This is a genomic window from Myxococcales bacterium, from assembly GCA_012513515.1.
GTDB lineage: Bacteria > UBA10199 > UBA10199 > 2-02-FULL-44-16 > JAAZCA01 > JAAZCA01.
Window position 1 is genome coordinate 49,218 of the sequence record JAAZCA010000036.1, and the last position, 20,063, is coordinate 69,280.

Genomic DNA, 20,063 nt, shown 5'->3' on the forward strand with positions numbered 1-20,063 from the left:
ACGCTGCCAGCTATTGTGCTTTTTCCGCCGGATGCTGATCCCATCCTCTAGTCCGATATAGATTTTTATTTGCAGAAAACATTCGCAGCTTTTGAGTCGTATCTATATATGTCCCTGCGAAAGTGACTTCCATCCTCATCCGCCCATGCAGTCAGATATATTATGTGTATAGGTAACTTTTCGGGAAGAGAGACCATCTGTTCTTTACCGCTCTTTGAAGCTTTTTCGATGCGATCTCGTTCCCACTTTTTTGTCGGTGAAAGCAGATATTCCGCCAGGTCCAGTGGTTTTTCAATTCTTATGCATCCGTGGCTGAATGCGCGCACATCATGTGCGAAAAGAGTTCTTGTGGGTGTGTCGTGAAGATAGACGTTATCCTTGTTAGGAAAAAGGAATTTTATTCCGCCTAGCGCATTTCCAGCTCCGGGATCCTGAACGAAGTTATATTCAAAGTTGTCTGCGGTCACTGAGTTCCAGTCATAATTTTCGTAATCGATCTCAACTCGTTCCTTCCCGCTTCCGCTGTAAACACGCATACCGCGTTTGCGAAAAAGTTCGGGGTCTTCCCTCAGCTTACCAAGCTCTTCCTTTACCGCTATAGAGTGTGGCACGTGCCACTTGGGGCTCATTACTATGAATTCCATCTCGTCAGACATGATGGGGCTCTTGTCCTTGTAGGTGCCAACGATCGCTCTCATGGAGAGGGCCTTTTTGCCGCGTTCGAATAAATCCAGTTCAAATCCTGGAATATTTACAACGAGATATTTATTACCGGCGAGGAGTATGTCGTATGCTCTCAGCCTGTCCATGTTCATTTGAATCTGGCATATTCTCTCTTCGACTGTTGCGCCTAGCATCTCAATAGTTATCTTGCCGGCGATTCCATCCTCGTTTAGGCCGTATATCCTTTGAAAGGACCTTACCGCCTCAGCGACTGCCTCGTCATATAGATCCTCATCTTCAGGCGGCACCTTAGGAAGCCGGGCTGCGGCGGATAGCCTCTTTCTGAGATCGATCACGAATGGGTGCCGTGTTCCTGTTTCCAGCTTTGTATTTTGGGGAAGGTTTGGAAATGGTGGCAGGGTCGGCCATCCACCATCAGTTGCGGATTTTCTGTATTTTTGAAGAAGATCGCGCAGCATCAGGTACCGGACCGACTTTGGTTTTAGCTGGTCCAATGATTTCCTGACGGAGTTCCGTCCCTCAGCTACCTCTGAGAGCAGCCACGACGGATCTGCCCCTTCCGGCTTTGAAAACCAGACGGGTTTCATGCTTTTCACATCCATCAGCCCATTGGAGAGATGGGAGGCGAGCATGAAGTAAGCGTCGGTAAATAAAAGTTCCAACTCGGTGGAACTTTCCGGCTTGCCGGATAGCTCCTCTATTTTGCCGCGGTGATAAAATTCTGGACGGAGTCCCTCCAGATAAATCGAGTCGATGGCATTTACCAGTTCCCTTGCGCTTGAGTTGTTCTTTCCATTCTTCGTCCACACCGGCGCAAAATTTCGCGATTCGTAAAAAGGCTTCATCTGTGAATATGAGCGAAGTTCCTCACCAGCGGCCCTGTTCGTCCGCAGTGCCGCCTTGATCGCGGCATTTTCCCGAGGGGTTTCAATTGCTACTTCCGATGAGGCAACGTAAGGGTGGACCGATGTCAGGGTAAATACCAAGACTAAGAAAAACAGTAGTTTTTTCATCCCGGCGATAATAGCGAATTTTTGAGGAGTTGTCTATCTAGCGGCGTCTTCCAAGGAGGCGAAGCAGCATCAAAAAGAGATTTATGAAATCCAGGTAGAGTCGAAGGGCTCCGATTATCGCCCCTTTCTGTTCCTCGCTGCTTTCGGGGTTAAGAAACCTCGCCATCTGCTTTATCTTCTGTGCGTCATAGGCGGTAAGCCCTACGAATACGAGCACGCCTATGTAAGTAGTAGCTGTGTAGATGAATGTGCTTTTTACGAAGATATTTACCACCGAGGCTATGATGATGCCTATGAGCCCCATGAATGCCAGGTTGCCCATGCTGGTGAGATCCTTCTTCGTCAAGTAGCCGTAAAAGCTCATAGCGCCAAACGTGCCTGCGGTTATCACGAAAGTGGAAGTCAGGGATTCATGCGTGTACACGAGAAATATCGATGAAAGAGTTATGCCGGTGAGGGCAGAGTAGAGGAAGAACATCGCCGTGGCGACCGTTGTGGATAGCTTGTTTATCGCCGCTGAAAGACCTATGACGAGTCCCAGCTGGGCTATGACGAGGATCATTAGTGTGCCGGGGCTTTGGAATATCCTCCGAAGCAGCGCTTCGTTGGAGACCACGTAATACGATACGAAGCCCGTTGTCAGCAGCGCCGCGCACATCCATCCGTAGACCTTTGTGACAAATCTCTGTACCGACGATTTGGATTCCTCCTGAGATCCGGCAAATGCTTGATAGTCCATATCTCCCTCCACTTAAGTACAGACATTAGGATAGGTATAATGCGGATATGAAACAAGTGGCGCGGCTATTCTGTGTCTGGCTGAATAATCTTCAGTTCCACTCGCCTGTTCTGTTCCCTCCCTGCGGCAGTGCTATTTGAAGCTACAGGGTTCTTCTCTCCAAAGCCTACGATCTGCATCCTGTCAGTTTCTATGCCATTGTCGATCATGTAATTGAATACGGTTGTGGCGCGGCGAACCGAGAGAACTTGGTTGTACTCGTCGCTGCCGATGCTGTCGGTATGACCTTCTATCGAAATGACGAGTTTTTTATCCTTCTTCAAAAGTTCGATGTCCTCGGAAAGTATCTTAATGCCATCCTTGCGGAGCTGATATTTATCGAAGTCGAAGTGGACCCCTCTCAGGGTGGTTACCTTGACGACTTTGCCGCAGTATTTGCAGCGGGCTTCCATCTTCTGGCAGCCCATGTAAAATGCCCCGAGTACCGCTACTGCAGCCATAAGCACTAAAGCTCTTTTCATCGCGCCCTCCATTTAGTTCAATTTTATGCCCTGCCGGTGGCACCTGGCGGCCTTCCGGTGGGTGCGGAGAGGTATTCCAATCTTTTGTTTAGAATTCAACCGTTAATTTGACTTTGAGGGGCTTTTGTCGATTTTATGGCGATCCCGGGGAGGCCCGCTGATCAGCGCAGATAGGGGCTTTACAGCCGAATTTTCATGGTCTATAGCCGAAATGTATAGGCTTGGAGAGCAAAAGGGGGGGAGATATGAATAGATTTGCCCTTGTAGCGGTTGCCGCTGTTTTCATCTTTGGAGCGGCTGCGTCCGCCTCCACAGGTATGGAGGATCTCATGACCGTGAAAACCCAGCTGGACAAGTTTTCTCCCGTCACGATCAAGGTCGATTCCAAACTCCTCGATGCCAGACAGAAAAAGATGGTCAAGGAGCTTGTTGCTGCCGCGGATTACATTGACAAGATCTTCCTGATGCAGGTCTATGAAAACAACTATGAGATCAAAAAGAAACTCGAGGCATCGAAAGGCAAAAAATCTGCCCTGCTGGAATATTTCAAAATAAATTACGGCCCTTTCGACAGGCTCGATCACGATAAACCTTTTGTCGAAGGGGTAGGATTCAAGCCGCTTGGTGCCAATTTCTATCCCTCGGATATGACCAAAGATGAGTTCGAAAAGTGGTTGAAGAAGCATCCGAAAGACAGGCCTGCCTTTGAGAGCAATTTTACGGTGATAAAACGGGATGACAAAAGATTGATCGCCGTTCCCTATTCGGTGGAATACAAAGATTTCCTTGAGCCCGCGGCGGACCATCTTCGCAAAGCGGCCAAATATGCGGATAATGCGACGTTGAAAAAATATCTACTCAGCCGCGCAGATTCGTTTTTGTCGAACGATTACTACCAAAGCGATGTCGATTGGGTCCGTATGAAAGATCACGATATCGAGGTCGTGATAGGGCCGTACGAGGTCTATGAAGATTCCCTTTTCGGATACAAGGCCGCCTTTGAGGCCTTTGTAACGCGCGTTGATCCCAAGGAGAGCGAGAGGCTTGCCAAGGTCGTTGCCTATATGGGCGACCTCGAAAAAAATCTTCCAATCGACGACAGGTACAAGGGGCTAGGGCGTAATCTCGAATCGCCGATAATCGTCGCTCAGGAGATATACACCGCTGGCGATACAAGAGCCGGCGTGCAGACCCTCGCCTTCAACCTCCCCAACGATGAACGCGTCCGTAAGGAGGAGGGGAGCAAAAAGGTGATGCTTAAGAACGTCCAGACGGCGAAATTCAACAAGGTTCTGATCCCTATTGCTAAAAAAGTTCTCGATCCGAAGGATGTGGCAAATGTCGATTACGAGGCGTTCTTTGCGCATACGCTACTCCACGAAGTTTCCCACGGAATAGGGCCCGGGGAGATTGTAAAAAATGGAAGAAAGACAACCGTCAATAAGGAGCTCAAGGAGCTATACTCGGTAATAGAGGAGGCCAAGGCTGATGTCCTTGGTGCCTATAACAACGTCTATCTCACGAAGAAGGGGCTCTACGAGAAAAACTTCATCGATGTGATATGGCCCACCTATCTAGCCGGGATGTTTCGCTCGGTCCGCTTCGGAATAAACGAGGCGCATGGCGGGGCCAACGCCATTCAGTTCAGCTATCTATTGGACAAGGGGGCCGTGAAGTATAATGAGAAGACTGGGCTCTTTTCTATCGACGAAACGAAGATAGATTCGGCGGTGAGGTCTCTGGCCTCAGAACTTCTCATGATCGAGGCCAGGGGTGACTACGAGTCGGCCAAAAAATTCGTAGCCAAGTACAGGAAGATGCCCGAGTCCATGAAGAATGCGATATCCAGGCTTGATTCTGTGCCGGTAGATATAAAGCCTACCTACGCTATCAAGTAGGTTTGATGTGAGGCTCCTGGTGGGAGAGACCTTCACCCGAATTTACAGGCGATCTGTTACACTAACTTATTCCACGTCAGCTTTTGCCGATGACAGAGAGTAGATATCAGAGGGCTGCCCGCGCCAAAGGAAAGGAAGTCTGGTACGGCGACCTTGCTAGTAACGGCATCTTATGATTTGCTGATGGGTATAGTTAAATTTTTATCGCCGGGGTGGATCCTGGCGGGCTCTGCTTTTTCGGAGCGTTGAGCATGATGGCTATTCCCGATCCGACTATTATGCAGGCTCCGGCAATGGATATTGCATCCGGAATTTCAGAAAATATCAGCAATCCTGCGATGTACGATCCGATCACGAATGTGTAGTTAAAGGGCGCTATGGTCGCCGCTTGTCCGAGTTTGTAGGCCTTCGTCAGAAATATCTGGGCCAGGGATATCATTAATCCGATGAATCCTAGCAGTGCCCATTCAATCGGTGTGGGCGGGACATATGTCGCTATTGCCATCGGAGCGCTGGCGATGGCTGTAAAAATTGTGAAATAAAGCGCGATTACCCACGATGAATCTTTTTCATGTATCTTTCTTATGCAAATCATGGATATCGAAGATATGAAACCTGCCAGAAGTGCATAGACCGACATCGTTTGAACGATGCCGGAGGTCGGCTTCAATATCATCAGTATGCCGGCAAAAGCCGTTATGATGAATATAAACTGTTTTCTTCCGAATGGTTCGCGCAGCAGGGGAGGCGCAAGCAGGGCGACAAATATCGGAAGGGTGTTAAATAGAGAGGCTGCGTCACCCATCTCCATGCGTACGATCGCATGGAACGACAATATCATTGCGATATATCCAAAAAACGAGCGCAAAAAAACCATCTTTTTCGCGTTCACACGCAATGTCCTGACCCGCCAGAGCGTAGCGGGGAGGAGTATTGAGAGAGAAAAAAAACCGCGGAAGAAAAGTACTTCGAACAGCGGGAGTCTTTGTCCTATATGTTTGACTGCGCTCCAAGCTCCTACAAAGCAGATCTGCGCCAATATCATGAGTATGATGCCGCGCCTTGTTGTATATCTCGTTGTCATCTTATTTCAAACGCCGCACTTTCTTTTATCGCAGGCATCGATTCCGGCATCTCGCCGCAGAACCCCACAGAGATCCTGTAGCGGCCCGAGGATATTTTTTCCGGCAGATCCAGGGAGATCCCTGTCATTTCATCTATATTCTTCATCGAAACGCATTCTGCGCCAGAATTGCTCGAAAACTTTGCGCGTATGGTTTTTTTCAATTTCCATTTGTCCGATCGCGAGAGTTCCTCCAGACTGAAGTTGGGAGAGGCAGAAACGGGGAAAAGGGTTGCTCTGGTGAGTCTGACTTTTATCGTTTCGCCGGGTTTGTATATGTCTTTGTCCAAAACTATTTCTATGAGCTTATTATCATCCGAGATGTCGGTGCCGACCCCTGAGGTGGTCTCATCCCAGAATCTCGCCGGTCCGCTATCTACATGTACTGAGGTCCCATGGTAATAGCCTGCTCCTCCGAAATTATTCTCCCTTATGAAATGCCATAGGTCTTCAGCCCGAACTCCATCTATCTTTATGTCCGCCGCCATCCCGTACTGATGGAGACTAGCCTTGGCAGCAAGTCGTCCTTTGTTTCTGAGACCGGTATTGTAAGATGGGCTTCTATATCCTGATATTATTGTGATTTTTGCCTTAGGATTGTAGTGATCTTGAATATAATCGAGATATTCTATGAATCGTGTTGAAATTTCTGATCCAGGAATTCCGTATTTGGCGGAAAAGACCGAATGTATTTTTTCCATGGCCGAGGGGTCGTAGGTGCCGTCGGCAAGCCTGTATGTTCCGTTGAATGATATTCCATTTTTAGCTCCAACGATGTTGATTTTTCCGTCTCCTGAAAAGAAATATCGGGTTTGACCAAGACCTCTCGCAGATAGGGATGTCGCTACGAGAAGGAGGGCTGCGATGATCATTGTTTTTTTCACGCTGGCAGGATAGATTGAATGCCAGCGAAGTCAAGGAGTCTTAGGATCCCATTCTGCAAGAGTGCGCTCGATTTGATCGGTGGAGGTTCTCATGAAAGAAAAAACGGTTTCAATGAAGAAAAAAAAGAGAATTGCGCTCATAGCCCATGATAATAAAAAAGATACGATACTCCAGTGGGCGAGGTTTAACAGAGAGCTTCTGGCCGAACACGAGCTGTACGGAACAGGAACTACCGGGTCCCTCATAGCCAGGGAACTTTGTCTGGGCGTGCACTGCTTCAAGAGCGGACCCCTAGGAGGGGACCAGCAAGTAGGGGCAAAAATTTCAGAAGGTGAACTCGACTGTATAATATTCTTTTGGGATCCCCTTTCACCCCATCCTCATGATGTGGATGTCAAAGCGCTTCTCAGGATCGCTGTTGTATACAATGTTCCAATTGCATGCAATCGCTCCAGCGCCGACTTCATAATATCTTCGCAGCTCATGAATGATAAATACGAAAGGATTACGCCTGACTTCGATACCCTGATTCCAGGGCATAGCTGACAGGATGTAGTATGCGCATTCCGGTTGTAATGGGAAGTTACAGGAAGGGTAAATGCGTCGATACGCTCGTGGAGAGAGTTGTCGGGGGCTTTCATGCGATGGCGTTATGATGGGCGAGCTCGTTCTCTTAGGCAAGGATGAAAAAAGCCCCCCGCAAGGGGGGCTTTTAACGTCAAGCGATATTAGAAATCGTTACCTTTCTTTGATGTATCGCTGAATCTGTCTGAACTGGCTCTTTCCATCGAGACCTGCCTGCTGCATTACTGCGCGGGCCTCGCCGCTTCCTAAATAGTGTCCGTTTTGGAATGGATGCATGGTCATCGAGAGTCCGGATTCTGATCTGATCCACCGAAACATGGTCGGCAGGGTGAAGCCCGTTATTCCAATAGCGTTTTTCGAAGCTGTTTCCGGAAAGATCTCACGCTGTTTTTCAATCGGCAACATGTCGAATATCTCGGCGCTGGATACGTAATACACATCCAGGTTCATTCCAGCCTGACGGATGAGTGGAAGCGCTTCTTCGACGAAGGCGTATGCTACTCCGCTTCCTTGTATGACTATCGTGGCCTCGCTCTTTCCATTTGCCTCTACGAGTTTGTAGAGACCGTTTGAAGTCTCAAGCACCGGGGCGAGATTGAGCGCTTTCCTGTCATAGACCGTTTCGCTCGGACGCGTCACGAACGGGGCTATCACCGCCGGCCTTTTTGCAAGGGCGGTGGAGAGCAGTGGCCACACTTCCTGGGGATCCCATGGCGTCATGGTTATCATCGTCCCTCGCGGGAAGTTTTCCTGCAGGAGTTGAAGTGCCTGCGGATCGGCGTGCGTAGGTCCATCCTCTCCGGTTTTTAATCCTGCGTGTGCGCATACGAGTATGAAAGTCTTGTAAGGTTCTTTTTTGATCTCTTGGCGCGACTGGCTTCCGATGCAATGCAGCCTCGCAGCTATATGCCCAAGCGGCGCTATGAATGCGCCGTACGAGGAACCGGCGCCGATGTTGTGACCGAAGGTGCTAAGGCCGGAGAGAACGCCTGCCATCGCATCTTCACATATACCCCCTACTGACAGAGTTCTCGCGCCTGCGTTGGAGATCGCGTTGAAAAATCCGGCGGGAAATTCCTTTCCGACTTCGTTGAAACTGGTTGAACCGAGAAGGTCCGCCGCCGCGACCAATATGGCTCCGCCGCTTTTCTTGTTGAGATAGCCGAGAGCTTTCCCCAGTTCCCCTCTCAACGTAGTTGACGATCCAGACTGAATGGCAAGTTTGGATGGAACCTTTAATCCCTCCTCCTTGGCCGTGCGATATACGGCTTCCATGTCGGGAGCGTTTGCACGTGGCTTTCTGGAAAGTTTTGCCAGTCTGCTGCGCGATTCGGATATTTTCTTCGCAAGGTAGGCGCATGTATCCGGGTTATTTTCCAAAGCCATGCGGATTGCCTTTAGGGCTTCCCAGAAGCATGCCTCGCCGACTGTGGAATCGTCGGAGCATCTTTTCTCATTCTCACAGCGCGGAATTTCCGAAATACGGTCCCCTATCAGCGGTCCGAGCGTCTTAAAATATCCGTCCGTGCAAAGTTTATGACCAGCTCCATGCGATGCCCGCCCTTCGATTCCATACTGCCATCCTTTGATTGTCCTGTACACGATAGCCGTCGGCTGCCCGTTGTTCAGTTCGGATGCTTTTTTCTGAGCTGCGAGTATCTGCGCGAAGTTCTTTCCATCCGGGACGGAAATGACATTCCAGTCGTACAGATATGCGAATTCAGCAGGGTTCCACTGGACGTAGTCTCCCGGCTTATCGCCTTCGCGGCAGACGGCGTTGGAGTCAATGGATGCCTGGTTCCAGTCGACGTGCATCATTATGTTGGCTAGCGATGATGTTCCGGCGGATGCGAATGCCTCGGCGACCCTGCCCGGGGTCATTCCTCCTTCTCCCTCCACTACGTGAACTACCGGCGCGTTCTTGCCGAACCTGTCGGCGGCTCCGAATGCCAGCCCCAATGATGCTGCCACTCCAACCCCGGAGGCCCCGGTCGAAAGCTTCACGAAGGGGGTCGCTGGTGTGGGATGTCCGTCGAGAGGCTTGGAGTTGAATTTTTTAAACAGCGGAGTTGATGTAGTAGGGTTTCTTCTGAAACCGAGCAGATCCTCTAACCTTAATTGAAGTTTTACATCCTTCGGAAGAAGATCCGGATCTGCTATGCGGACTATTTCGTTTCTCAGTGCCCACATCGCGTAGAGCCCCAGGGCCTTGTGTCCTGCAGCATAGGATATCATGTCCGCATCTTCCCTGTCCGGATCGGAGATATCGTAATTCATCGTTTCAAATAGTAGCGATGATACGAATCTCCCAGACGATATCGATCCGCCAGGATGCCCTGAAGTGGGCACGTAATTGTACATCATTGCGCAAAGAGTGCGATAGACTAGATCCAGTTTTTCAAGGTGATCAATCCCGGCACTTGCATCAGCAGTTTTAATTTCCTTCGATATGTCGATGTAAGTTCCGCGCCTCGGTCCGAATTCGAATGACATTACGTTCTCCTTTTTTGTTGTTGGTCAGCTGAGACGTTTGCCTTCCTTTATGAAAGCGGCAAAGCCATCACGATCGCGGGCCGCTTTCGATATCCGTTCAACGCCATTTTTCAGGTCCTCTATTCCGGTTGCGATGGAGAGCCTCAAGAAATGCTTCCCCGCGGTTCCTATTTTTCCGAAGGATTTTCTATCCATCGACGCCACGTGATATTTGAATAGAAGGAACATCTGAAACAGAGTCGACGGGCTAGTTTTCGCTTTTACTTCATCTGGAAGCGAATTGTAGGCAGATACAGCGCCTATGCTTTCGCATACACCGCCGATGTTCGGAAATACGTAGAAAGCACCTTTCGGCTTCTGACAGCTTATGCCCTCTATCGAATTTAGCCCCGATACTACGACGTCGCGGCGCTCTTGAAAGGCGGTGACCATCTTGCGTATTTCGGCCGGACTCTCCGGTGATTCGATTGCGACTTTTGCCCCCATCTGGTTGTAGGCCGGTATGCAGGAAAAGTAATTGATGTTGAGGTTCTTGAATGTTTGCGCTTCTTCGGCGGTAGGGAATACAGCCCATCCCACTCTGCCTCCAGTCCAGGAGTATGACTTTGAGACTCCCGATATGATTATAGTATTGTCGGGCATGAGCGGGGCGATGCTCCGGTGGACGCTTCCGTCGAAGAGTATGTGCTCGTAAACTTCATCCGAGTAGATCCTGATGTCCGGGTTTGCTTTCTTTTTTATCACCCTCGCGATTTCCGATAGCTGTTCTTCGGTCGCGACGCCGCCAGTGGGATTCGAGGGAAAATTGATGTAAATTAGCTTGGTTTTATCCGTGATCAGCGGTTCGAGCTCAGCTCCCGTAAAACTGAAACCGGCTTCTTCCCTCAGATGCAGCGGAACAGGCTTCGCCCCGATGTAGGCTATGAAAGATTCGTATATCGGGAACCCGGGGCTGGGATAGATTATTTCATCCCCCGGATTGCAGTAGGTCTGCTGGCACAAGCCTATCGGAGGTTTTGCGCCCGGGAAGACGACGACCCTGTCCGGTGTTACGCTGATGCCTCTTGATTTGGAGATATAGGATGCTATCGCCTCGCGAAGCGGAAGTATCCCCTGTGGATCGCAGTAGTGGGTGAGGTCGTTGTCGATCTGCTTTTTAACTTCTTCGCGGATATGTTTGGGCAGGGCGAAATCGGGTTCGCCCAAATTGCATTTGATGACTTTGTGGCCCTGCTTCTCCACCTCCGCGATGTAAGGCCCGACTTTAAATGCATTTTCCGTGTCGATCTTTGAAACCCTTTCCGCATACAGATTCATGTAACCCTCCCTGGTTTTGTTCAAAATCCGATGTGGGGCGCACTCTAGTGCTGATATCCCATTTAGTCAACCTCTGCTGGTTGCAGGTTTTCCTTGTCGGCTTGACCTTAAGCGGAAATTCACTTAGATTGTTGCGCCAATCAAAAAGGTACGTGATTTCAATGAAAAAGCTTATTATAAGGAAGGCTTCAAATCCATTTTATTTTCATTCCAGACTTCATCTGAGGGAATTGATCGGCTTGAGGGCTTCGAACCCTCATCAGTTTTCGATGGCAGATACCGCCGCAGAGACTTCGACAAGAACTCTTAGAGACAAAATAGTCGATGCGATCGAAAACGCCCTTACGGAAATATCTTTGCTTATAGATGGGCGGAAAAATTTGTTTCAGAACTCGCCTCGCTGGTTTGAATTAAAATTATGAAATATTTGCCTCATTCAATTCCATTCATAAAAAAGAGAGCCGTTGCATCCAAGGGGGTGCTCCTCCTCTTTGACTTCGATGGAACGATAGCCCCGATAGTCGGGGATCCCCTGAAGGCTGAAATGCTGCCCCATTGGCGCGATTGGCTCGTTGCCCTTATGGGGAAGAATAATATTGAAGTAGGTGTCGTAACAGGACGCGCCCAACCAGATGCTGGGGAGAAGGTCCGCATAGATCGTATGCTCATAGCCTCGGATCATGGCTATGAGATATGGCGCGGTCGCAAAAAAATATTTTCTATAGGGTCAGAGTTTACCGCCGAGATTAAAAAATTGGGGTCTGTGGTCTATAAAAAATTCGGGTCAATCTCAGGCGTCAGTATAGAGCAGAAAGATTATTCAGTCGCTCTTCATTACAGACATGTGGATGTGAAAAAGCAGAGCTTGCTGGTTAAGGAATATATGGAAATGATTCGGCCCATTCTAAAAGAGCAGAACCTCGAGCTTATGAGGGCGAAAAAACTTTTTGAGGTCAGACCTAAAAAGTTTTGGGACAAGGGAAAGGGATCGAAATGGATATGGGAAAATATCGCGCCCGGATATCTTCCCGTTTATTTTGGCGATGATACGACCGATGAAGATGCATTCAAGGAACTGAAGTCATCTGGTATCACCGTTCGTGTCGGTCTGAAAAAGAGCAGCAAGGCGGAGTATTATGTCAGAGAGATAGACGATGCCGCTCCTCTCATGAAGTGGCTACTCGAGGAATACGGGCGTTGATGCTCCTGGATTTTCTTTAAGCTTTCCTTAGGTATTCCGCTGCGGTTTCCGGAGGGGTCGGATTTATGTAGAAATCGGTTCCTCTTTCAAACCCGGCTATTATGTTGAGGGACGGAGCTATTTCGATGTGCCAGTGATATATACCCTCAAGGTTTTCACCAAATGGCGATGTGTGCAGCATCATGTTGTATGGAGGATCCTTCAAGGTTTGCTTCATTTTTGTCAGGACGGATTTCAATATCTCTGCCAAGCAGGTGATTTCGGAATCAGAGATATTTTCAAAAGAGCTTTCGTGCCGCCGCGGCAATATCCATGTTTCAAAGGCGTAACGGGGTGCAAAAGGACAGATGGCGGCAAATTTTTCATTCAGGAGAACTATCCTGGATTCTTGTTTTATTTCATCATCCAGCATCTTGCAGAATATGCACCCGCCCGTCGAGCGATTGAACTCTTTGGCAGGTGTGATTTCTTCCGAGAGAGCCTTCGGCGTTATCGGAAGCCCTATTATTTGCGAATGCGGATGTTCACGGCTGGCTCCGGCGCTCTGTCCATTATTCCTGAAGAGCATGGCATATTTCACCGATCCGAGTTTTTTCATATGATCGAACCTTGCCGTGCAGGTTTTAAGAAAATCCGAGATTTCTTGGACGCCCAGGTCGGCTAGCGTCACGGAATGTTTTGGCGTTTCGACGATGACCTCGTGGGTTCCGTGTCCTGCCATGTTTTTGTATATGCCATTCGAATTTAGTTCGGGCAGGGGACCCTCGGCAAGAGCCGCAAATTTGTTAGGGACAACCCTGGTTTTCCATCCCTGGGAATTTGCCTCGGTCCCTTCCCTTATCGCAAAAACTTCTTCGGGGGTCATCGATTCATTTCCCTGGCAAAAGGGGCAGACCCCCTCTTTGCGCTCCGCTTTTGAGACGGTAAAATCTTCGGGGCGCTTGGCCCTCTCCGGGCTTATTATTACCCATCTTTCGGTGATTGGATCTTTTCTCAGTTCTGGCATTTTGTTTCCTCGTATAAGTTAGAAAAAGATTTCAAACATTCCGCGTCCGGCTATCGTAGCTGCCGTGACTGCGACCCCTGCCAAAAAAACGCCGATCGTGTTCGCTACATAGAAGTTTTTTCGGCTCATTCCAAGAAGGTATGCCCCGACCGCCCCCGAATAGCTGCCGCTTCCGGGCAGAGGTATCGCGACGAATATCGCTATGCCAAGCGTGCCCCATTTCTCCACATACGGATGAACTTTTTTCTGAGCGTGTGAGGTGAAGCGGTTCCAAGCTTTTCCTATTAGTGGAATTTTAGACAGGAGCCTCATGATTTTATCGATCATCGGGTATAGTATGAAACCCAAGATTGCGTTCGCGGCTACGCATATTGTGAACGCCGACAGCCACCACATCCCCATCCCTTCAACGTGAAGGCCGAGTGGAAGATCGACTCGTCCACTGAGGATTCCGTATGGAATTGAGGCCCTCAGCTCGAATGCCGGTATCATGGTTATTACGAACAGAATCAGAATATTTTTTATCATTTGATCTTCCGGTATCTGCCGATTTTGAGATATCTGCCTATGTTTGCATCCTTCGATTTTTTTGGGATGATAGCGCCGATTGAACTCGTCATTATCGTAGCCATCCCGGGGCCGTGACCGGAAAGGTGCGAGTCGCCGTGTATCACTACCGCCACCGTTATCGCGCCGCCACGGTGGCACCATCCGAAGCTTGCATCGCAGTCCGCTATTGCAACGATGTCTCCCAGCTTCAAATCGAGAAGATCGTTTTGCTCCAGCAAATTTTTATCGGAGGATATCAGGTCGATATCTCCGCTTTTTGAATGCGTGGATCCCATTCCGGAACCGGTCAACTTTGCGGGAACTATTTTTGCTACCTCCACCTCAAGCTTTTTGCCGAGGGATTTCGGGGACATTTTATGAAGGAGTTCAGGATCGAGTGAGGATAATGTAATTTCCGGGAAATCCTCCAGACACAGCCCCTGTCCGAAGGTCCTGATCTGTATTTTGTCGTCGAGCGACATCTTTTCAAACACATCCTTTGGGAAATCTATGATTACATGTTCCACTCCGCCATGGTGGCCGGTGACTACTCCTTTTTTGCCAGCCATTTTTCCGCCGATGATTACCGCCTCGTTTCCTATGCAGGTCAGGAAATTGAACGCCACGTTGGGGCGTTCCTTTCGCTTTTCCGCATTGTGAACTGTGGAGACGCACGGTTCTATATGATCGGCCGCCCAGCCAAAAGCCGGATCTCCCACTAGCACGTTGAAGGTGATGCCACCTACGCTGGGGATGTTGTGGATTTTCCCGTCGCTGCCTATCTCATTTGGATAGGCCAGCGCCGGAGCTGGCTTGCCCTCGACTGCAATTTTTACCAGGCGCTTTTCGTTCGTCTTAAGCTTCATCGGTACCCTTTCTTTTGTCACAGCTCTACGAGTTTATATTTTCTGCTCCCCAGTCCGATTTTTTTGGCGTATTCGAGTTGCAGGCTGCAATCGAGCTCGGGATGGGCTTTTTTAAAGACGTCTCCGCTGTTTTGGACTACGAGTTCAAGCGATGCCGCATCTATCGCCACAGGATCTTCCGAGGCGAGTATCCCTACGTCGGCCGCTATCGGTTTTTCCCTTATTCCAGTGCAGTCGCAATTGGGCGTGATATGGCATACGAAATTAAAATAGTATGCAGGGATATCTTTCACCGCGCCCAGCGCGTATTCCACGATGCGCTCCTGAACATTTTTTGTCTCTTCGTTCCATGTGATCGAGAGCGCTGCCGTATGACACGCGATTATGCACTCACCACATCCAGCGCACAGCTTCTTATCGAGCTCAATCTTTCCGTCGGATAGCTTCAAAGCACTTTGCGCGCACGTAGGGATGCACATGCCGCATCCGACGCACTTTTGTGATGTGACTTTCGGCGCCGCGGATGAGTGCATTTCAAATTTTCCCTTCCTGGATCCGCATCCCATGCCGATATTTTTTATGGCTCCGCCGAATCCGGTGAGTACGTGACCCTTGAAATGCGATATTACGAGCATCCTGTCGGCGTTTGTTATTCCGGTGGCGATCTTTACCTTTGAAAAGTGTTTTCCTGGTATCGGTATCTCCCGATGTTCGTCTCCCAAAAGTCCGTCGGCTATGATTACCGGAATTTGGAGCCTGTTAAGCGAGAAGCCGTGCTCCGCAGCTACCATGAGATGTTCCACCGCATTGTTTCTGGGGCCATGATAGATCGTGCATGTATCGGTGAGAAATGGTTTTGCCTTTTTGGACTTTGCAGCCCTTATGAACGGGCGGATAAATTCCGGTTTTACATGACCGTCTCCACCGCGTTCGCCGAAATGCATCTTAATGGCCAGATATTCACCCTTTGATATCGAGGAGGGGAAGGCGGACCTCTCGATCAGGCTATCTAGTCGGTCGCGTTTCTCCCACGGAAGAAAAATAACTTCCGGTGCTTTATCGGGATTTGTTTCTGCCAAGATCATACCTCCGAAGGGGTTTGATTCATAGGTTATGGGCTGGTGTTGTCAATATAAACTCGTCATCAAGGTCATCATCCGTGCATGGTTTTGGCTGTGCCGCTTGCGGCGGACAGGTGGGGATTCCATGGCGATCGTGACTCGTGATCGGTAACGTCGGCATCCTGTCCGCCCGGTGTAGGTCGGTTTAAAATTTGTTGTAACGACAGCGGTTTTCGACCGTAATTTATCCCTTGCAGCGTCCGATAACATTGGCTATTACCTCAATCAGCGAAGAGGAGCTGCGTATGAAATATAAGATATTGAAATACATAGGTTTTTTTGGGTTGCTGTGCGTTATTTCGCTTTTTCCGTCCAACTCCATAGCCTGCGGACATGAGGGGGTCTATCTTGGCGTCGGTTACTCCCAACTATTCATGTTCACGAACGCCATTCAAAATAATCCTTTTGGCGGTGGGGCGAAGGTTAAGTTCGGCCCCGGATACGGCGGCCATTTCATCGTTGGATACGATTTTCCGGGCTCTCGCTGGGGAATTCAGATCCCGTTTGAAATAAACAGGCTAAAGCTCAACCAGAGCGAATGGGTGAATTTCATCGACCTGTCGCTTGAGGGGGTCCTTCACATAGTGGAATGGAAAAACGGGGTCGACTTCCATCTGGTAGGAGGTGCGGGATGGTCTTACTTGACGGACGGGTCTATTGATAACAACAGCCAGGCAGGAGGCATTTCTGCGAGCTTTGGCCCTGGGCTTTCCTATTATTTTGCCCGGACTGAAAAGGTGAGCGCCTCGCTCACCCTCGAGGCGCCGTTTCGTTTCATACGCTTTTTCGGAGACAATATCTCCAGAGGCGGGGCCTCCGTCTTTGCATTTCCAATCAGAATCGGAATGCAGGTCGGCTTCTAGTACGCATTTTTGGCAAATCCTCTTATTTGACAGCTAAAGCGGGGCGCGATAATCTCATCTCATGAAAAAACTAATATCCCTTGTCTGTTTTTTCTCCCTGATTTCATCTGTCGCATCGGCTTTCGAGACCATTGGGTTTCAAAATCCCTACGGAGTTGCGGTAGATCCTGACTCCGGAAGCATATATGTTTCAAACATCAACGGCCCCTATGATTCGCGTGATGGAAACGGGTTTATATCCAAACTGAGGGGGGATGGAACCGTCGATCAGATGAGATATCTTGGAGGCGAGTCGGGCAGCGTTACGATGAACGCCCCCAAGGGAATGGCGGTCGTAGGAGGCAAGCTCTATGCAGCGGACATAGACAAGTTGCGCGTCTTCGATTTACGCAAGGGAACCTTTCTTTATAATATCAACTTTGGCGACTACCTCGTCCGTCATCTGGTAGGAATAATCAAGGGGCCTGACAGGGCGCTTTATGTTACGGATGGTCCGGCCAATATCATCTACAGGATCGATCCGGATAGGCAGCATGAGGTCACGCTCTTTGCATCCGGCGATTTTTTAGGTGAGCCCCATGGGATATGCTGGCATCCCGTTCGTGAGATATTTATGATCTTGGGCTGGGCCTCCGGAGAGCTTTCGCATCTGGATAAAATCGGGAAGAGACAGATTCTGCCGTCTGTTTCAGTTCCCAGAATGGAGGGATGTGCCGTCGATAGCGCTGGGAATGTTTATCTATCCAGCGAATCGTTGGGCACTATATTCAGGCTTTCGACGGCATTATCGCTTTTTCCGTTTTCGATCAATGAAGGGAGTCCCGTCGGGATATTGTACAGGGAATCGGCAAAAGATCTCATATCCGTATCGATGGATTCCAACAAAGTGAAGAGTTTTTTGGTGGATAACGAAAAGTAATCGATCAGAAACGCTTGTAGTCGAAGGATATGCTCTCCGCGTTGCAGAGCCTTTTTTCGATGCAGGAGTTGCACTTTACATCCGGATCTATCTTTTCCCATACAGTTGGCGTTTCCATACAGAGATACACCTTGTGCCGCGGGAGTTTGGACAGGAGTTTTTCGTACAGCGGTCTGTATGCATCTTCGCGTATGAAGCGCAGATAGCGCATCTTTCCGTTGGAAGGGACGAATTCGCCGGTGTATATCTTTGTGTCAGGAAATCTCCTCGATGCGATACGAGAAAGGTCTTTTGGAAAACGAAGAAGCCCTAAGCTTATCCATGATATCTGCCTAGGCTCGAGTTTTTCAAATATTTTGTCGACGACGTCGAGGTATGCTTGGATCTCCGATGTCGCATCTTTTATTATTATGATGGGATCGAAGTGAAAGCCGACCCCGTAGCCCGCCGATGACACTTTTGCCGCAGCTTCTAGCCTTTCTTCAAGCGATGAGGTGTTCCTCTCTTCGGATGCGATATAAGCCGGAGTGTTTATTGACCACGAAACCACGGTCCGGTTTCTGTGACGAAGTTCCATAAGCGAATCGACGCAAAGCGACTTTGTTTTTAGCTCCAGAATTGCATTTTTTTTTGACGCGAAGAATGGGACTAACAGACTCGCCGACTCGGTGATCGGGTCGAGCGCTAGACTATCTCCGAGTTCGCCGGTTCCGATACGGAAGAACTTTCCTTCCTCCTTGGCCAGAAACGCTGAAACCTCAGCCAATATTTCCTCGACGTTTACGTAGACGGTGGTCCGTGGATTGTTGTACAGGTACGACTGCAGTATGCAGTAGCTGCATTCCATCGGGCATCCCGAGACGAGATCCAGAACGCGATAATTGCAGCAAAGATGTCCTTCTCCTATTCCTTGGCAGAGTTTAAAAGCCTGACCTTTGTGGGCTGTAAGAACCATCTGGTTTTTGGCGCTGGCCGCGTCGGTCGGACGTTTGAGGGTTCTCACATCATCGACGATATCTACTTCGATATCCTTGAGTTTGTTCATGATGCGTATCGTTTGTGGATGATCGGCCACGGATGCGTCGATCCAGACGTGTTCCGGCGTGAAGGGAAACGCACTAGTTTTTATTTTTCTGGAAGGCAGCCTTCTGACCTTCGAATCATGAGCAACTGTGGACATGGTTGCACCCTTACATATTAAGTATAGTTCTTGTCATGAATTTTTGTGGTCCCTGACGAAAAAATCAGGCGCGATACCATTCGAAAATCTGCTGCCACTTCTGTTTTTCGAACGCATCCTGAATTTTCTTGATGACCGCGTCGAGCTCTCCGGGATGTGAGAACTGGCATTCCAGTTTCATGTTTCTGTTTTCGAAATACGGATCGGCGACGACCCTTGCCGAATCGGGGAGTTCCAGCCCCTGAATCAACTCTGCGAGCTGACGCTGCCTCTGAGAGAGCTGCGGCAGGCGGATACCCTTGAGGGCCTTCCTGAGCGCATTGACTTTATCGGCCGAAGGTGCGGCCGGATTGGCTACGACCTGAAGCAGCTGGTAGCGATGAAGTATTTCCTCGACCGACAGCGCATCACGAGCTGAAATCTCACGCAGAAGCGAGAGCAGCTCGTTTAGCTTATTCGTAGAAGGGCGGATGTGAGTCAAAACCGCCAAAAGCGCCTGCTGCGTGGACGGGGTGAACTCAGCTATTCTGCTGGCTGAAGAAAGCGCGATATCATTGTTTACCACATGATTCTTGAGTGGTTCGGTGAGCGCGCCCAGAGAGAGCAACTGATGGAGTATCTTGAAACTCTGTTCTTCACCCAACAAGGGCAGGAACTGTTTCGTGAGATCTTCATCGGACATCGAATAGAACTGTTTCAGCTTTGTGAGTGCGATGCTCTTTTCGACCAGATTCAATCGGCGCGATATCGCGTTGTCGTGCAGATTCCACAGAAATGCCTGCGTCGGCGACAGGTCGTTGTGCTCATAGAGCATCGCCGGGATAGATTGCCTCTCCAGCTCCTGCATAGCCAAAACGCGTTTGTAGCCGGTGACTATCTGGTATGTTCCCTCCGGAGTATGCCGCACAGTGATCGGCTGGATGATTCCTACCTGCTTGATCGAACGTTTCAACTCCTCGATCTTAGGGGAAAAGGTTATGCGGTAGCTGTCATCCGCAATGTTTAGACTGGAAACGTTTATGTATTGGAGTAACATGGCGGCGGATAATGGAGAAGTCCTTCCAGAATTGCAATATTAATCTTTATCCGAATCTGATTTT

The 20,063-nt window shown here is 49.3% G+C and carries 19 protein-coding genes; 6 read left to right on the forward strand and 13 right to left on the reverse strand.

All coding sequences use genetic code 11. The annotated features are described in order from the left end of the window. Positions 1–65 precede the first annotated feature (65 nt). The 3 genes from GX659_07570 to GX659_07580 form a co-directional block, all read right to left on the reverse strand. Complete coding sequence (locus tag GX659_07570; protein NLD28638.1) at positions 66–1,697, reverse strand: L,D-transpeptidase family protein; 1,632 nt, start codon at positions 1,695–1,697, stop codon at positions 66–68. A 37-nt stretch (positions 1,698–1,734) separates the two neighbouring features. Continuing rightward, positions 1,735–2,436 carry a Bax inhibitor-1/YccA family protein gene (locus GX659_07575; GenBank protein NLD28639.1) on the reverse strand — a complete coding sequence of 234 codons (702 nt, stop codon included), beginning with the start codon at positions 2,434–2,436 and terminating at the stop codon, positions 1,735–1,737. Between the two features lie 65 nt (positions 2,437–2,501). Further along, positions 2,502–2,957, reverse strand: coding sequence for an OmpA family protein (locus GX659_07580; GenBank protein ID NLD28640.1), 456 nt, complete (start codon positions 2,955–2,957; stop codon positions 2,502–2,504). Positions 2,958–3,202: 245 nt separating this feature from the next. Here GX659_07580 and GX659_07585 point away from each other — a divergent pair, with 245 nt between their 5' ends. Further along, a complete protein-coding gene (locus GX659_07585) occupies positions 3,203–4,855 on the forward strand; it encodes a peptidase (GenBank protein ID NLD28641.1) in 1,653 nt (550 codons plus the stop codon). 193 nt (positions 4,856–5,048) lie between these two features. Here GX659_07585 and GX659_07590 read toward each other — a convergent pair whose 3' ends face one another. Both GX659_07590 and GX659_07595 read right to left on the reverse strand, forming a co-directional pair. Then, entirely contained in the window at positions 5,049–5,939 is an 891-nt protein-coding gene (locus GX659_07590) for a DMT family transporter (protein ID NLD28642.1), read from the reverse strand. Next, positions 5,936–6,862 carry a DUF882 domain-containing protein gene (locus GX659_07595; GenBank protein NLD28643.1) on the reverse strand — a complete coding sequence of 309 codons (927 nt, stop codon included), beginning with the start codon at positions 6,860–6,862 and terminating at the stop codon, positions 5,936–5,938. The genes GX659_07590 and GX659_07595 overlap by 4 nt, the downstream gene beginning before the upstream one ends. 91 nt (positions 6,863–6,953) lie before the next feature. Here GX659_07595 and GX659_07600 point away from each other — a divergent pair, with 91 nt between their 5' ends. Next, positions 6,954–7,409, forward strand: a complete 456-nt coding sequence (locus GX659_07600) for a methylglyoxal synthase (GenBank protein NLD28644.1) — start codon at positions 6,954–6,956, stop codon at positions 7,407–7,409. A 192-nt stretch (positions 7,410–7,601) separates the two neighbouring features. On the opposite strand, the gene GX659_07605 is transcribed toward GX659_07600, so the two are convergent. Then, the gene (locus GX659_07605) at positions 7,602–9,941 is read right to left on the reverse strand and encodes a hypothetical protein (protein ID NLD28645.1); all 2,340 of its coding nucleotides are present in this window, start codon (positions 9,939–9,941) and stop codon (positions 7,602–7,604) included. Between the two features lie 24 nt (positions 9,942–9,965). Beyond that, positions 9,966–11,258 carry an aminotransferase class I/II-fold pyridoxal phosphate-dependent enzyme gene (locus tag GX659_07610; protein NLD28646.1) on the reverse strand — a complete coding sequence of 431 codons (1,293 nt, stop codon included), beginning with the start codon at positions 11,256–11,258 and terminating at the stop codon, positions 9,966–9,968. Between the two features lie 161 nt (positions 11,259–11,419). Here GX659_07610 and GX659_07615 point away from each other — a divergent pair, with 161 nt between their 5' ends. Together GX659_07615 and otsB are read left to right on the forward strand one after the other, a co-directional pair. Then, the gene (locus GX659_07615) at positions 11,420–11,680 is read left to right on the forward strand and encodes a hypothetical protein (protein ID NLD28647.1); all 261 of its coding nucleotides are present in this window, start codon (positions 11,420–11,422) and stop codon (positions 11,678–11,680) included. Then, positions 11,677–12,459, forward strand: coding sequence for a trehalose-phosphatase (otsB, locus tag GX659_07620; protein NLD28648.1), 783 nt, complete (start codon positions 11,677–11,679; stop codon positions 12,457–12,459). The genes GX659_07615 and otsB overlap by 4 nt, the downstream gene beginning before the upstream one ends. 16 nt (positions 12,460–12,475) lie before the next feature. On the opposite strand, the gene galT is transcribed toward otsB, so the two are convergent. From galT to GX659_07640, 4 genes are read right to left on the reverse strand one after another with little or no spacing between them, the layout of a single operon-like run. Then, positions 12,476–13,465, reverse strand: a complete 990-nt coding sequence (gene galT / locus GX659_07625) for a galactose-1-phosphate uridylyltransferase (GenBank protein ID NLD28649.1) — start codon at positions 13,463–13,465, stop codon at positions 12,476–12,478. Positions 13,466–13,483: 18 nt separating this feature from the next. Beyond that, positions 13,484–13,993, reverse strand: a complete 510-nt coding sequence (locus GX659_07630) for a small multi-drug export protein (GenBank protein ID NLD28650.1) — start codon at positions 13,991–13,993, stop codon at positions 13,484–13,486. Then, the gene (locus GX659_07635) at positions 13,990–14,880 is read right to left on the reverse strand and encodes a DUF4438 domain-containing protein (protein NLD28651.1); all 891 of its coding nucleotides are present in this window, start codon (positions 14,878–14,880) and stop codon (positions 13,990–13,992) included. Before GX659_07635 ends, GX659_07630 begins: the two co-directional genes overlap by 4 nt. Before the next feature lie 17 nt (positions 14,881–14,897). Then, on the reverse strand, positions 14,898–15,959 hold the full coding sequence (locus GX659_07640; protein NLD28652.1) for a DUF362 domain-containing protein: 1,062 nt from the start codon (positions 15,957–15,959) through the stop codon (positions 14,898–14,900). Positions 15,960–16,246: 287 nt separating this feature from the next. Here GX659_07640 and GX659_07645 point away from each other — a divergent pair, with 287 nt between their 5' ends. After that, positions 16,247–16,864 (forward strand): hypothetical protein, encoded by a 618-nt coding sequence (locus GX659_07645; GenBank protein NLD28653.1) that lies wholly within the window; start codon positions 16,247–16,249, stop codon positions 16,862–16,864. 61 nt (positions 16,865–16,925) lie between these two features. Then, positions 16,926–17,783: a hypothetical protein gene (locus GX659_07650; GenBank protein ID NLD28654.1), complete on the forward strand. Its 858-nt coding sequence runs from the start codon at positions 16,926–16,928 to the stop codon at positions 17,781–17,783. A gap of 4 nt (positions 17,784–17,787) precedes the next feature. Here the strand turns inward: GX659_07650 and GX659_07655 are convergent, their stop codons facing one another. Both GX659_07655 and GX659_07660 read right to left on the reverse strand, forming a co-directional pair. Beyond that, positions 17,788–18,963, reverse strand: coding sequence for a radical SAM protein (locus tag GX659_07655; protein NLD28655.1), 1,176 nt, complete (start codon positions 18,961–18,963; stop codon positions 17,788–17,790). A gap of 64 nt (positions 18,964–19,027) precedes the next feature. Beyond that, entirely contained in the window at positions 19,028–19,999 is a 972-nt protein-coding gene (locus GX659_07660) for a ParB/RepB/Spo0J family partition protein (GenBank protein ID NLD28656.1), read from the reverse strand. Positions 20,000–20,063 lie beyond the last annotated feature (64 nt).